Annotated in this window: 16 protein-coding genes; 5 read left to right on the top strand and 11 right to left on the bottom strand. The window is 53.5% G+C overall.

What is annotated here, in order from left to right; genetic code table 11:
* Nucleotides 1-27: 27 nt before the first annotated feature.
* Entirely contained in the window at nucleotides 28-1,335 is a 1,308-nt protein-coding gene (locus OEZ10_03950) for a GGDEF domain-containing protein (protein ID MDH5632127.1), read from the bottom strand.
* Between the two features lie 206 nt (nucleotides 1,336-1,541).
* The gene (locus OEZ10_03955; GenBank protein MDH5632128.1) at nucleotides 1,542-2,333 is read right to left on the bottom strand and encodes a DUF2797 domain-containing protein; all 792 of its coding nucleotides are present in this window, start codon (nucleotides 2,331-2,333) and stop codon (nucleotides 1,542-1,544) included.
* Between the two features lie 507 nt (nucleotides 2,334-2,840).
* On the opposite strand from OEZ10_03955, the gene OEZ10_03960 reads away from it, so the two are divergent.
* Entirely contained in the window at nucleotides 2,841-3,140 is a 300-nt protein-coding gene (locus tag OEZ10_03960; GenBank protein ID MDH5632129.1) for a hypothetical protein, read from the top strand.
* A gap of 45 nt (nucleotides 3,141-3,185) precedes the next feature.
* Here OEZ10_03960 and OEZ10_03965 read toward each other — a convergent pair whose 3' ends face one another.
* Both OEZ10_03965 and OEZ10_03970 read right to left on the bottom strand, forming a co-directional pair.
* Nucleotides 3,186-5,666, bottom strand: a complete 2,481-nt coding sequence (locus OEZ10_03965; protein ID MDH5632130.1) for an FtsX-like permease family protein — start codon at nucleotides 5,664-5,666, stop codon at nucleotides 3,186-3,188.
* The gene (locus tag OEZ10_03970) at nucleotides 5,663-6,364 is read right to left on the bottom strand and encodes an ABC transporter ATP-binding protein (protein ID MDH5632131.1); all 702 of its coding nucleotides are present in this window, start codon (nucleotides 6,362-6,364) and stop codon (nucleotides 5,663-5,665) included. The genes OEZ10_03965 and OEZ10_03970 overlap by 4 nt, the downstream gene beginning before the upstream one ends.
* 3 nt (nucleotides 6,365-6,367) lie before the next feature.
* On the opposite strand from OEZ10_03970, the gene OEZ10_03975 reads away from it, so the two are divergent.
* Complete coding sequence (locus OEZ10_03975) at nucleotides 6,368-7,018, top strand: arylesterase (protein ID MDH5632132.1); 651 nt, start codon at nucleotides 6,368-6,370, stop codon at nucleotides 7,016-7,018.
* A gap of 106 nt (nucleotides 7,019-7,124) precedes the next feature.
* Here the strand turns inward: OEZ10_03975 and OEZ10_03980 are convergent, their stop codons facing one another.
* From OEZ10_03980 to OEZ10_03990, 3 genes are read right to left on the bottom strand one after another with little or no spacing between them, the layout of a single operon-like run.
* Nucleotides 7,125-7,601 (bottom strand): GNAT family N-acetyltransferase, encoded by a 477-nt coding sequence (locus tag OEZ10_03980; GenBank protein ID MDH5632133.1) that lies wholly within the window; start codon nucleotides 7,599-7,601, stop codon nucleotides 7,125-7,127.
* A 20-nt stretch (nucleotides 7,602-7,621) separates the two neighbouring features.
* Nucleotides 7,622-8,512 carry a DMT family transporter gene (locus OEZ10_03985; GenBank protein ID MDH5632134.1) on the bottom strand — a complete coding sequence of 297 codons (891 nt, stop codon included), beginning with the start codon at nucleotides 8,510-8,512 and terminating at the stop codon, nucleotides 7,622-7,624.
* A 28-nt stretch (nucleotides 8,513-8,540) separates the two neighbouring features.
* The gene (locus OEZ10_03990) at nucleotides 8,541-9,023 is read right to left on the bottom strand and encodes a YajQ family cyclic di-GMP-binding protein (GenBank protein ID MDH5632135.1); all 483 of its coding nucleotides are present in this window, start codon (nucleotides 9,021-9,023) and stop codon (nucleotides 8,541-8,543) included.
* A 195-nt stretch (nucleotides 9,024-9,218) separates the two neighbouring features.
* On the opposite strand from OEZ10_03990, the gene OEZ10_03995 reads away from it, so the two are divergent.
* The gene (locus OEZ10_03995) at nucleotides 9,219-9,371 is read left to right on the top strand and encodes a hypothetical protein (protein ID MDH5632136.1); all 153 of its coding nucleotides are present in this window, start codon (nucleotides 9,219-9,221) and stop codon (nucleotides 9,369-9,371) included.
* A 117-nt stretch (nucleotides 9,372-9,488) separates the two neighbouring features.
* On the opposite strand, the gene OEZ10_04000 is transcribed toward OEZ10_03995, so the two are convergent.
* Nucleotides 9,489-10,229, bottom strand: a complete 741-nt coding sequence (locus OEZ10_04000; protein ID MDH5632137.1) for a DUF2285 domain-containing protein — start codon at nucleotides 10,227-10,229, stop codon at nucleotides 9,489-9,491.
* Nucleotides 10,226-10,513, bottom strand: coding sequence for a GIY-YIG nuclease family protein (locus tag OEZ10_04005; GenBank protein MDH5632138.1), 288 nt, complete (start codon nucleotides 10,511-10,513; stop codon nucleotides 10,226-10,228). The genes OEZ10_04000 and OEZ10_04005 overlap by 4 nt, the downstream gene beginning before the upstream one ends.
* Before the next feature lie 88 nt (nucleotides 10,514-10,601).
* Here OEZ10_04005 and OEZ10_04010 point away from each other — a divergent pair, with 88 nt between their 5' ends.
* On the top strand, nucleotides 10,602-11,399 hold the full coding sequence (locus OEZ10_04010) for a sulfite exporter TauE/SafE family protein (protein ID MDH5632139.1): 798 nt from the start codon (nucleotides 10,602-10,604) through the stop codon (nucleotides 11,397-11,399).
* A 987-nt stretch (nucleotides 11,400-12,386) separates the two neighbouring features.
* Here OEZ10_04010 and OEZ10_04015 read toward each other — a convergent pair.
* Nucleotides 12,387-13,043 (bottom strand): M23 family metallopeptidase, encoded by a 657-nt coding sequence (locus tag OEZ10_04015; GenBank protein ID MDH5632140.1) that lies wholly within the window; start codon nucleotides 13,041-13,043, stop codon nucleotides 12,387-12,389.
* A gap of 502 nt (nucleotides 13,044-13,545) precedes the next feature.
* Nucleotides 13,546-14,040 carry a hypothetical protein gene (locus OEZ10_04020; GenBank protein ID MDH5632141.1) on the bottom strand — a complete coding sequence of 165 codons (495 nt, stop codon included), beginning with the start codon at nucleotides 14,038-14,040 and terminating at the stop codon, nucleotides 13,546-13,548.
* Nucleotides 14,041-14,127: 87 nt separating this feature from the next.
* Between OEZ10_04020 and OEZ10_04025 the strand changes: the two genes are divergently transcribed.
* A partial coding sequence (locus tag OEZ10_04025; GenBank protein MDH5632142.1) for a transposase occupies nucleotides 14,128-14,306 on the top strand: 179 nt, incomplete at its 3' end.

Genomic DNA, 14,306 nt, shown 5'->3' on the forward strand with positions numbered 1-14,306 from the left:
GCGTTGAAACTGGTTGTGAACAAACCGTTAATGCATGGCTTTACTCGAACCCGGGTCAACAGCGGTATCAATTTCTACCCGGTTTCGACCATTATGCTTGGCACGATACATGGCCCGATCTGCACGATCAATCAAATCGGCAATGGATTCGCCCGGACGATAAAGAGTCAAGCCTGCTGAAAACGTCGGTACCGCAATCCGTCCACCCTTGTGCTCCAGGATTTCGTCGACGATAACTTCAGCAGCCTTTTCCAGGGCACGCACTGCGCCGGTCTCGTCGGTACTTGGCAACAGAATGGAAAACTCCTCGCCGCCGTAGCGCGCAACCATGTCGTAATGACGAAAGATAGACAACGGCCTGGCAGCGTACCACTTGAGCACATCATCACCGGCGGAGTGCCCATACTCATCGTTTACATCCTTGAAGTTATCGAGATCAATCAATGCCAGCGCCAGCGGCGTACCGTAGCGTTGCGCCCTGCCAATCTCGTCTTCCAACCGACGCATAAATGCCCGGCGATTGGGCAGGCTGGTAAAATCATCGGTCAGGCTCAATAACCTGACCTTGTTCAGCTCATCGCGCAGGTTCTCGCTGCTCGACCTGATCAGGCTCATGTATTCCCAGGATCCGGCCAGTCTCGACTGAAGCACACGTTGACCATCAAGCAATTCCCGGGTACCGCCAATCAGTATCTGTTTCAGCTGCTCAAGCTCATCAACACTGTCGAGCGATTCCAGCGCTGCCAGCTCGGTCTGCAGCAATGCGCCGAACTCCTTGTTCTGGGCCATGGCTTCGCGCGCCTCATTTTCCAGCGCATCCTGTATACGCTCGATCTCGCTTCGCTTCTGATCAAGATGATGCCGGTAGGCCGTGTTCACGCGACGCTCCACGTTCGGCGTCGACTCATAGACTTTCACACCCGGCTGCGGTGGTAACCCGACTTCGGCACCGGAATCAACCGGCTTGGTCGGCACATCCATGCCTTTTTTCAATGACGCCAGCTGTGCCACCAGCTGTTCCGGGTCGGCGCACCCAGTCATGAGTTGCTGTAAACCTGTCGGGGATTTTGTATAGAGATCGCGGGCGCGGATCAGCCGGGCATTCATCTCCAGCAAGGCATCCGCGTTTGATTGATCCTGGCAGGATTCAAGAAGAAACGAAAACAACATGCCGTGCGCGCGGTCTGTCAGAACCCTGGCCTGCTGCCAGTCCTGCAATACGCGATGCAGCTGATCGTAGACACTGGCGCCCGCGGCCGTATGCTTTAACGATTCAAGCATCTCAGCCAGTTGCTGCCAGTGTGAGTCAGTCGATGTGGTGGTGTTATCTGTCAATGCATTTTCCCTGATCAAGATAATGAGACCCCACCTCGAACCCTGATCCATGCCTCGGTCCAGCATCAACTTTACCCGAGGCTGCTAACAAATAACAAACCCATTTTACGCGTCGCGACCAGGTTCGCGGGCCAGAAAAACTGCATACCCAAACAATCAATCGCTTACATTATTATTCTAGAAACAAGGTGAATACCCGTTTCTGATTAATACTGCACCCTGACACGATATCCGCCAAACTTGCGGATATTCAAAACCCCGGAATTGAGAATCAAATACTGTCCTTTGATACCCTGAAGTACACCCGAAACCTCGGCGGTCTTGTCAAAGTTATGCGCCTTGACCTTGTCCGGATAGGTTGTTACCGGGTAATTGAGTACAACTGGCTCCGGCAACAACGCGCTGACCGCTTCATCACCAAAACGGCTGCGAATACCTGATACCAGTCCATTGGCCAGGGCCAGGACGCGTTCACGTTCAGAAACCATATCGACCTGTTCCGGCTGACTCTTGAGCATGCGACGCCAGTCAGTCTTGTCATTCAGGTACTGTTTCAGCCCATCTTCCAATAAACCCGAATAATACCGCTGTGATACCTGGAAAAGCGGGATAGCCTGGACCGCGCCCTGGTCGATCCAGCGAGTGGGAATTTGTGACTGCCGGGTAATACCCACCTTTAGACCGGAAGAGTTAGCCAAGTAGACCACGTGCGGCTGCATACAATTATCTTCCGCCCATGCCGGTTCACGGCAGGTACCCTCGGCATGATGGCATTGTTCCGGCTTGATGATGCAACTGTCGCAACTGGCCAGGCTGCGGAAGCACGGGAAACAATGACCCTGGTTGAAGCTCTTGCCGGTTTTGCGACCACAGGAGACACAATGAATGTCGCCGGTAAATTGGAAACTGATTTCCCTGCCAATCAAGGCATTCATGTCGACAAGCTGATCGCCGACCGGCAGAACATAATTGACTGGCTCGGACAGTTCCGAGCGCATCTTTCTCAAATCACCTACAACTTCAGGCACTTCCAATCCTCCGGTTTGTTCAGGTGCAAGTGTACCAGCTCGAGGCCAAAAATCCTGTCAGCCAAATCCCCGCCCGGGCGCTATTGCCGATAGAGGCTGGAGCATGACTATCAAAGCTGTCTCGATCGGGCTGCCGGGCAGCTGCTTGCCTGGTCCATATACAGATTCTCGCTGAATTGAGGAACGCCTCACGATTGATGCAACAGCGCACAAGGCCGGATGCCCGCGGTGATCGTATCAGTCAGGCAGGGCCATCACAGTGAAACATTGATTGATCCTGCTCACCATATCCGCGTGCCGCATAACCGGTCATATCGTCATCAACGCTGCCGGGCACGATCAGAGCGATGCGCCGGATATTGTTTACGATACCTGCCCATATTGCCGGGATGACGTTGAAATACGACTGGTAATTGCAGTCACACTCTGTTATTGCGTAGACTATAATCTTACCGATCACACAGACGGAGTAGAAGAATGGCTGAAACCGTAGACGAACTGACCATAGAGTATACCGAGGATGGTCAGGTGGTAACCAAGGAGCTGGACAAAAAAGTGCTTACCAAGGGTGCGTGGTCAACCATCATGTATCGCTACCAGGACTGGAATCGCCAGAAACAGGAATACGGGCCGGACAAATACTCGATCCGCCGTTACCAGAAGCGCAATGGCCAGTACATGCAGAAATCCAAGTTCAATATTTCCAGTGCCGACCAGGCCAGGCAAATAATCGAGGCGCTGCAGGGCTGGATCGGGGAACCCGGCGACAAGGAATAACCCGATATACCCGGAGGTCAGCAGGCCCGCCTCCGGGCAACAGGCTTATACATTACCGAGTATGGACAACGGCGACCTGGACAACACCTTCCTGCCGGCAACATAACCAGAGATCATCATTGTCAAGGCACCGGCCACCGGGGCAATCAACCATACCTGCCACTTGAAGACATGATCAATATCGAACACCTGGCTGTACAGCATGTATAAAATTGCCTCGTTGGACAGGGCCGCGAGCGTACCTGCAGCCAGGCCCAGCAATGCCAGTTCTGCCAGCAAGCCGGAGCGTAATTGCCGACGACTGGCCCCCATTACCCGCATCAGCGCATTTTCACGCATACGCGAATCCATGGTTGCCTGAAGCGATGCAATCAGCACAATAATGCTGGCAACAAGAATAAATACCAGCATGTATTCGATAGCGCGGGTTACCTGCACAAGAATCTCGCGCACCTTGACCATGATGGACTCCAGTTCCAGCACCGATACTGCCGGGTACTCACGCGCCAGTTGTCGCAACAGGCTGCGCCTCTCCACGGGCATGTAAAAACTGGTCATCCAGGTTGCCGGTTGATCATCAATAATGCCGGGCGGAAACATCATGTAGAAATTCGGTTTGAAAGATTCCCATTGCACCTTGCGCAGGCTGAGCACTTCGACGTCAAATTGCTGGCCGGCGATGGAAAAGCGCAATTGATCACCGATGTTAATGCCCAGGCGCTTGGCCAGTTTTGATTCCACCGATACCCACGGCTTGCCGGTTTCATCACTGCGCCACCAGCGCCCTGCCGCCAGCTTGTTATCCTCACGCAGCGTTTCGGAATACGTCAGGTTCAGTTCCCGGTGCAGTGAATTGTCTGTCTGCGCTTCCTTGGATACCGCCGTGGTCACCGACTTGTTGTTGATGTGTGTCATTCGACCCCGGATCATGGGATACAGTTGCGTGGTGGCGATCCCGTGCGTTTCAAAAAACCGCGTTATCGCCTCGACCCGATCGGGCACGATGTTCACCAGGAAATAATTGGGCGCATCATCGGGCAATTGCGACTTCCAGGTATCAATCAGATCGGTGCGCACCATGGCGGTGTTGACCAGGGCAAGAAACACAATGGCAAACGCCAGCACCTGGCCGATGCTCAGGCGCATCTGCCTGAGCAACCGGTTAATACCGAACCGCCACGATGCACCGGCGAGATAGCGTGCACGTCCACTGATGCGCAATAACAACCAGGCAACAATACCCAGCAATGCCACCATTAACAGCGCACCAAGCAGGATGATTAACGCCAGCTTCAGGGTACCGGCCATGATCCACATCAATATCAATACACAGGCCAGTGCCAGGCCATAACCGGCCCAGGCCGATACCGGTGCCGGCAACAGATCACGGCGCAGTACGCGCAAGGGCGTGACCCGGCCAAGCACAATAAACGGCGGCAGCGCAAAACCGATGAGCACGGCAAGACCGGTCAACATGCCGGAGAATAATGGCACTGCTGAAATTGCCGGGATTTGTCCCGGAATGATTTCACTCAACACCGCGAACAGGCCTGCCTGGATGAATACACCGGCCAGCACACCCGCAGAAGAACCGATCAGTCCGGCGAACAGCGCCAGGCCGGCAAACACCATCAGCACCTGCTTGCGCCGGGCACCAAAACAACGCAGCAGCGCGGCGACATCATAATGACGCCGCGCATAACGACTGGCGGACATGGCAATGGCAACACCGGACAGCACAATCGCCATCAAGCCCATCAATGACAGAAACCGTTGCGCGCGCACCAGCGCATTGCCCAGGGCCGGTTGCCCTTCCTGCACATCAACCAATTGCTGCCCGGGCTCCATCGAACGCCGCATTTGTTCAGCCAGCGCGCGTACGGATTTTTCATTGCCGGCAAACAGGTACTGGTAGGTAACCCGGCTGCCGGGCTGCACTATACCGGTTGATGCCACGTCAGCACTGTTAATCAATACTCTTGGTGCAATGCCAAAAAAGTTTCCGCCCTGGCCCGGCTCAAAGGTAATCGTCCTGGTAATACGGAATTTCCTGTATCCCACATCAATGCTGTCACCCACCGACAACTGCAGAGCGACCAGCAGTCGCGGGTGCACCCATGTCTCGCCGGTTGATGGCACGCCATCAAGACTCGTTTCAGTGCCGTAGAGCTGATCGCTTCCCTTTAGTGCGCCGTACAGTGGATAGGTACCGGATACCGCCTTGATGCTGACCAATTGTGATTCATTACCATGGAAGATCACGGTAGGAAATGTCATGGCATCGGCGGCACGAATACCCGGCCTGGTATACGCGGTAACATCAGAAGGCTGCGCACCGGTCAACACCAGGTCGGCGCCCAGTACTTCGTTGGACTGCATGATCATGGCGCGGTACAGCCGGTCTGAGAACAGGTGCAACGAGGTACTGATACCGGTTGCCACCAGCAATGCCGCCATCAATACACGCATCTCTCCCGAGCGCCACTCGCGACGAAAGAAGCGCCAGGCAAACCCGGGCACATTCATTTGTTTGTTCCCTGGCGAAGCAACTGGCCGCCTTCAAGCTCAATGAAGCGATCGCATTGCCCGGCCAGCGCCGGATCGTGCGTTACCAGTACCAGCGTCGTGCCGACCTGCCGGTTCAACTCAAACAGCAATTCAATAATATGGTGACCGGTTGCGGTATCAAGATTGCCGGTAGGCTCATCGGCAAACAGTATCTGCGGATGCGAGGCAAACGCCCGGGCGATGGCCACGCGCTGTTGTTCACCGCCGGACAACTGGTTCGGGTAGTGATTCACGCGCGATGTCAGCCCGACTCGCTGCAACCATTGCGCCGCCTCGGCAGCCGGATCCGGGTTACCGGCCAGTTCCAGTGGCAACATCACATTTTCCATGGCTGTCAGGGAATCGATCAACTGGAACGACTGAAACACAAAACCAACGCGGTTACTGCGCAGCGCCGCACGCCCGTCTTCATCAAGCGCTGCCAATGACTGGCCATCCAGGCTGATATCACCCTCCGTCGCCAGATCCAGCCCGGCCAGCAAGCCAATCAACGTGGACTTGCCCGAGCCGGAGGCGCCGACAATGGCAACACTCTCGCCACCGGCAATCTCGAGGTCAATGCCCTTGAGTATTGTCAGTGCACCGGACGCCGTTTCCACTTGTTTGCCCAAACCCGAGGCCGTTATGATTGACTCACGATTCTGTTGTACAGTCATGGTATGCATTTACTCCGGAAAATACTGCTCTCGTTGTTCCTGGTTGCAATAATTGCCTTTTCAGGCGCCAATGGCAATGCCGCAACCGACGATAAGCGCATTGCCAAGGCGCGCACGGTATTGGTGGTCGGTGACAGCCTTAGCGCGGCATACGGAATTGACGCCAGGTCAGGCTGGGTATCGCTGCTGCAGAAACGCCTGGCATCCCTCGATACGAGATATACGGTAATCAACGCCAGTATCACTGGCGATACCACGGCGGGCGGTCGCAACCGCATGCCGAATTTGCTGAAGACATACAAACCGTCGATAGTGATCATTGAACTGGGGGCTAATGACGGACTTCGCGGCCTGCCGCTCGATCAAATGAAACAGAATATCGCGAAAATGATACGCATGGCGCAACAATCGGGTGTAAAGGTTGTGCTGGCCGGGGTGCGGATTCCGCCCAACTACGGACCGCAATATACACAAGGCTTTCGCCAGAATTTCGAATCACTGGCCAAGCAACACAAAACCGTTTTTATACCTTTCCTGCTCAAAGACGTGGCGGAAAATCCCCGGCTTATGCAGGACGACAACTACCATCCCAATGAGCAGGCTCAAGTTGTCATTCTTGAGAATGTCTGGGTGCAGCTGGAACAGCTGTTGTAAATCGAACATCAGGCCACGCTGTCGGCCAAGACCGCTTTACTGCATGACCTCAATTTCGGAACCCGTGTTATCAATCCGGCCCTCCCGGCAAGCGTGGGGGATAAAACTACTTGAGGCGCCTGACCATGGTGCGGGAAATATCGACAAAGCCGTTTTGTTCATAAAACGTAATCGCACCGGCGTTCCAGTTGGCAACATTCAAGGCCAGTTGATCGGCGGATTCGGATTTCGCCCAGCTTTCCACCCAGGCAAATAACTGCGTAGCCACGCCGGAACGGCGCTCGGTCGCACTGACAACAACGGAGTTGATACGACAAATACGCTTGGGCACCAGGAAACTGATGTGATGGTTGGTAATCAATATCGCGGATACAAAACCGATAACGGCATTGTCACGCAATGCCACAAACAACACACCATCTTCCGCTTCAATGGCCTGTTGCCACATGTCACGATCACGCGTCACATCATTTGCCGGAAGAAAATCCTGCGGTGCATGCTCATGATGCAGTGTGTTGATTTCGTCGGCTATACGACAAATGCCATCGAGATCGTCGATGGTCGCCGTGCGCACTGTGATCATGCCATCCCCATGACACTAACCTAAGGCTGGACCGTTTTCTTCGCCAACCAGTTATGCGAGAAGATTCTGCCAGTAGCCATGGCGGTGCCGAGAATAATAATGGCGCAGCCTGTCAGCATGCTCATGGTGACCTGCTCGCCAAGGAACAGGTTGCCCCAGATCATGCCGAACACCGGGATCAGGAATGTCACCGTCGCGGTCTTGGGCACGCCCCAGACAGACACAAGACGGTAGTACAAAATAAATGCAATGCCGGTGCAGGCAATGCCAAGCAAGGTAACGCTGATCCATGCCGCGTGACTGGCTTCGTGCGTCGGCCACATCCATAGAGCAAAGGGCAGCATGACGGTAGCTGCAGTGATCTGCGTACCGGCCGAGATAGGCAAGGGATCAACGTGCGATACATAGCGCTTGGCGTAATTGGCCGATACGCCATAAGAGAACGATGCAACAAGCGCGGCGGCAATAGCGATACCGGTTCCGCCCAGTGTCAGACCACCCTTGCCCCAGACCAGGACAATGACACCAATAAAACCAATGACCAGGCCCAGTACACCGGCATAGGTGAGTCGATCCTTGAGCCAGAAGAACGCGACCAGTGCCGCGAACATGGGCGTGGTGGCATTGATAATGGAGCCAAAGCCGGCGCTCAATACCAGCATGGCATAACCGAACAAGGCGAACGGGATGGCCGAGTTAAGCATGCCAACAACAAACAACGGTCGGATGTTGTTCCACATGGCTGCCTGCTTGCCCTTTACCATCAATAATCCGTAAAGAAACAGGCTGGCGATAATGACGCGCAATTCCAGCATGGCGATGGGGCCAAACTCCGGTGCGGCGATACGAATAAACAGGAACGACGCCCCCCACAGCGCTGCAAGCAGGAGGAAATCAACAACATTGCGCATAAGTTACTACTACCCGGCCGGAACGGCCCTAATCACGGAAATTCTGGAACTGTAATGGAATGCCCAGTCCTGCTTCTTTTAGCATGGCAATGGCAGTTTGCAAGTCGTCGCGCTTCTTTCCGGTTACGCGCACCTGGTCACCCTGGATTGCCGCCTGCACTTTCATTTTCTCGTCCTTGATTTTCTTGACGATTTTCCTGCCGATTTCCTTGTCGATACCCTGCTTGACGGTAATCTTCTGGTAGGCGCGCTTGCCGCGCTCCTCGGCCTCGCCGGCCTCGAAACACAGCAAATCAATACCGCGCTTGGAGGCCTTGTTGAAAAACACGTCCAGCATCTGCTGCAACTGGAATTCACTGCCGGACTCCATGGAGATCACGTTATCGGCGTATTCAAACTTTGAGTCCGATCCCTTGAAGTCGAAGCGATTACCCACTTCCCGGTTGGCCTGGTCAATGGCGTTATCCAGCTCGTGCATATCAATTTCGGATACCACGTCAAACGATGGCATAGTTGCATCCTCCTGCCTGAATACCTTTGATAGGGGTTCGCACACCCCGAATTGCTGCCTATACTATCAAAAGACGCCGCCCGCCATAAAAAGAATCCTTGTCACGAAGACACGCAAGCCCGTCACCAGGATTGATCGCGCACCGCCCTCAAGCTGCTGACCGCGGGCACGCTGGGCGGCCTTGGCATCAGCGGCATGATTCAGCAGGTTTTGGCCATGGGCAACCGCCCGATTCCCCAGGGCGTTGTTCGCGTTTCCGGCGCAGCCTGGATCAATGAACAACCGGCGCGGCCGGGCACCATGAAGCGCCTCGCTATATATATAAGAATAACCCTGACGGCCTGGTGACCAAGGCACCGATGATTAACCACACTGATGATGAATTGTCCATGCTGGAAGGGCTGGTGAATCGCCAGCCGCCGTTTGACGAGGCCAGCTACTGAGAGCGACTATCCGGTTCGACGCTCAGGCAGGCGGCATCAACAAAATGCGTCGGTAATCCCCGCCCGCCAGGGCATCGGCCTCGGCGGCGATACGGGCAAAGGCGTTGCTGTCACCGGCAAATACGCAGTCAACAATATCCGCATCAGTCGCGCCCTGATCACGCGCATCCAGCACCCGCAACGCCTGTTGCCATCGATCGCGGCTACCCGAGATGGTTGTTGCATCGAGCTTGCCAGCCTTTCTCAGCTTGCGCTGGCTTGCCACCAGGAAACGCTTGGCGTCTTCCAGCTGATCCTTGAGTGGCAACGATAAATCAAATGTCAGCGTCGCCGACAACTCGCTGTCCAGGTCCGGCCGGTCTTCGGCGGTGAGCACATCGACCGAGCCGGTGATCGCGCGCCAGGTCAGGCTGTCCGCCACATCAAGCGCATCGCGGCCCGGGTCCAGCGGAAACTTGAAGAAGCCCCACTTGGTGCCCATCCAGCATTCGATTAACAAGTCATCGCCACGCTTCTCGCAAATGGCCTGGCAACCGTGCAGCTCCGCCTCGGATCGCCACGCCCGGGCATCCTGTTTCCAACGCGCCATGTCACGATGCGGTGGCTTGCCATAGTCCGCCTCCAGTTGCAGCCACAGCGGTTCAAACCATTGCCAATCCTGCCGATACTCCGTATTGCGGCGCAGAAATTCCCACGCCCACTGGTCCGCGGACAACGTCCCGGTATATCGATAGGCTTGCGGATCTTGCCAGTGTTGTGTCATTGGCTGACCTTGTAGCGCGCGACCAGGTTGAGCTTGTCGCGACGCGTGAGTTGCTTGATCTGGTGTTCGCGACGCAGCGCCTGCGACCGGTCGTCACAGGCCTCGGCATACACCAGTATCACCGGCCGCCGCGCCTTGGTATATTTGGCGCCGCGCGGACTTTCGTTGTGCTCCTGCACGCGCTTGTCCACGTCACAGGCCACGCCGGTATACAGCGTATCGTCAGCACAGCGCACCATGTAGACCTGCCAGCGGGCGAGGCCAGCGTTATCAGCGTCAGTCACGGTGTTGCCTCGGGGCGGAAACCGGTGTTTCAGGGGAATCGTGCATGGCAAGCCAGGTTAAACCAGACCCTATATTCAAGAGCTCCCGGTGAATCTATCAGAATTTTCCATTATTAGCGCCTTTCTCCTGGGACTTGCCAGCACGCTGCATTGCGTTGGCATGTGTGGCGGCATTATCGGCGCGCTAAGCTTTGGCCTGCCGGAACACATCCGCAGCCATCGCTGGCGGGTCATGTCCTATGTCAGCGCCTACAACATCGGCCGCGTCACAAGTTACGGCGTTATCGGCGCACTCATGGGATTCTTCGGTGCTGAACTGTTCGCCAGCATCAGCCCGGATTACGGCCACCGCCTGCTCAGCTGGCTCGCCGCCATTATTATGCTGGGCATTGGCCTTTATCTCGCCGGCGCGTTCCCGTGGTTCGTCATGATTGAAAAACTCGGCGCACCGCTGTGGACGTGGCTGGAACCCGCAGGCAAGAAACTGTTGCCGGTGAAAACACCGGCACACGCCATGTTATTTGGCATGATCTGGGGCTGGCTGCCCTGCGGCATGGTCTACGCGGCACTGGCCTGGGCCACCGCCTCCGGCAGCGCCGTGGATGGCCTGCAACTCATGCTCGCCTTCGGCGTCGGCACCCTGCCCGCCACCCTGACAGCAGGCATCTTCGCCGGCTGGTTCACCGTGTTGGCACGCAAACGTATCCTACGAGTAGTTGCTGGAGTAACCATTATTGTCATGGCGGTGTGGTTGACCTGGTCCAATGAGTTCAGTGGAGTGCATGATCATAGTCAACATGATATGCAGGATCACAGCCAACACGAGCACTCAAGTCACAGCATCGCACCGAAAGATCACAGCGAGCATCGGCATATGCAACATTAAATTGTGGCGCAAGACGGCGATTTATTTGGTCCAATGCGGGTTGGGGCGCCACTACCTTGATGGGAAGGCATAAAAGAAACCGGACCGCCTATACTTTAATCACTCCGAGCCCTTTGGTTGTACGGGTACTTCCAAAACCCGACCCTCATAGGGTCGACAAAGCTGGCTATTTACTCATTACGCTCCAAGATATTTTCTTTATACGGGTGCCGTTACGATGGTATCTGGCCTTCCCGATATGTAAATATCTGATTACTTGTTAGTTATTCATTATCTCTGCCTTCTGCACAGAATCTACCTTTTCTTCTAATCACATGCGCTCATTTTCGTTGATTTTGATATTTTGTTGTGTAGTATTTGTGTTAGCGTTTAACACGATAACAACCACTTTACAGGAGGACTAACGTGAGCAGCGTAGGCAGATTTATATCATTAGCACTGGCATCATTATTTCTGGTTTTACTTATAGGTTGCGACAAGGATGGCATCAAAAGCCATGGTCCCGCAAAAACCGGTTTAGCCGCTATTTCTGACCTCAAGGTCAAGATACCCGAATGGGGAGATCCAAAGTCATGCCAAGAGCCCAAGCCTAACGACATCGGCTGCACCACAATTTGCAAACCATGCAAAACATGGATATGCAAAGATGGTAGTTGGGTAGCGGTTGATCTGGAGACCCCGGAGCAGATATGCAATCCTCCCAGCCCTCCCGGCGGTGGCGGAAGCGATCCATTTGCCTGTCCGCGCAGCCCAACCGGTTATTGCGCTGCTGAGTGCAGTATTTGTTACTAACCTAACAAACTAGTCAGACCGTCGGAGTGATTAGTAAATAATCACTCCGACGCCTTCAATGGCACTATCCTGTTACGGCGGCACAGGCTATTCTTAGAATTCCGGGGACAATATACCTGACTACGATCTAACCGTTACCTCAATTAAGTATGCTGTCCCCAAAGTTCCGCAAATTATCTTGCCCGGCCACTCTCATCATTCAGACGTCTTCTCATTCAAATGCAAGATATCGCCACGGCGCGAAAACTCCCCATTTATCAACAACGCGACCGGTTCACCGGTCGCTATAACCATTTTCATGTCCATTACCTTTCCCTTGACGGCATGAATGTGAAGATGGGGTTCCGAAGAACGCCCGGAATTGCCTATTTTCGCCAGTGGCCTGCCCGGCTCCACCGAGTCGCCCGTCTTTACCAATACTGAACCCTTTTTCAGGTGCGCCAATAACACGGTATTGCCGTGGCAATGCAGCAGAACGAAATTTCCCGCCGGGCTGTCATCGCGCAACTCGCCAATAGCACGATCTTCCTGGTTGTTCTCAGTCGCCAGCACCTTGCCGTCGCAGGGCGACAACACTGACTTGCCAAAACTGCTGAAGTCATTGAGCTCTGCGGGCAGCCACGTCCGGCCTCGCCTTCCATTTTCATCAAGCACAATAATATCAAGCGCATACCGTTGCGCCTTTACCCCGTTGTGATAATTTACGGCAACAGTCCCACCGCCATGGACCACCCATCCGTTTGACTCTACCGGGGCGGTCAGGCTTATCGACTCACCTCGCCATTTATACCCAGAGGCAATGACAATTGACAGATACCCGAAAATGCACAGCAGAACAATGTGTATCGCCATACTATACACGCTGTGATCACTAGATAGCGTTATCAGCTGTTCCCTTTTTGTGATGAAATTTCCAACCCATGCCAGGACAAACAGCGCTGAATAGAGCCATCGATAATGCACGCCAACTGCATCCCATCTTACTGAGTAGTAAACAACGTACGCCAAACAAACCGATGCCGCCATGGCCAACGCGAAGACAATTCCTGACCCACGATTGAGCGCGGCATATGCAACGGATATTGTGGGCAGTACTATAGCAATGGATATCATTACAATACCTATATTCAATTGGTTGCCAGCCTTACAACTCAACTAATGGGGACGGAGGGATTAAAAAATAGGCAGCATTCCGACTGCTTAATGTTTAATCCCTCCGCCCCCTTTTACTGCATATGCATTCTAACGTCTTGCGTAACTAGACAGAAAAAGTGGCGGTTGGTTGTGCCATAATGGAGCGATAGCGACTGACCCAACTAAGCGGCGCTTTTGATGGCCTGAGTTTACGCAATTGTTAGACACCTTTTAACTCGCTCAATTTTTTCTCTGCATTTCGTTCTGCCTCAGCTATATCAACGCCCTCGGATTGCATGAACTGATATAATAACTTTAGTAAATTATTTGTTAGCTCCATAGATTCTACTATTATTGAATCTATTCTAGATATTACATTGATTCTTAGTTCATCATTATATAAGTCTTCACTATTTTTTGTTCTGGAGTGATGGATCAACCAATTTCTTTCATCAATAAGTTTGTCAAATCTCTGTTCTAATTCTTTTGGGATAATTCCTTCGTCTTTGGCCCTGCCATAAAGAGAACCGAGAGTTCCTTTTCTTTCTTTTTCAAGTCTTTCATATGCTGCGTCTATATCAGAAGGATTTCTTTTATGTCTTTTCATAACTACAAAATTAACTAAAGCATGTTCTAAATATTGTAAATGCCAAACGGCTCCGCCTATTGCATTGTAAAATTCATTTAATTCCACTGAGTTAATTTGTCTTTGCATATTAGACTCCGAATGACCTTTCCCCCGTATTTAGCACCATGACAAGGTAGAGATTTCCAGTAATATTACCCTGCGGGAGATCTCAAAATGAAGAAGAAGCGATTTACAGAAGAACAGATTATCCGGGCACTGAAGGAGAACGAAGCCGGTGCCAAAGTGGCCGATATCTGCCGCCAGGCAGGTATTTGTGAAGCCACTTTCTACAACTGGAAGTCCAAATACGGTGGACTGGAAGTGAATGAAGCCAAGCGCCTGAAGGAGCTCGA

Source organism: Gammaproteobacteria bacterium, from assembly GCA_029880545.1.
GTDB lineage: Bacteria > Pseudomonadota > Gammaproteobacteria > Acidiferrobacterales > SZUA-150 > JAOUOD01.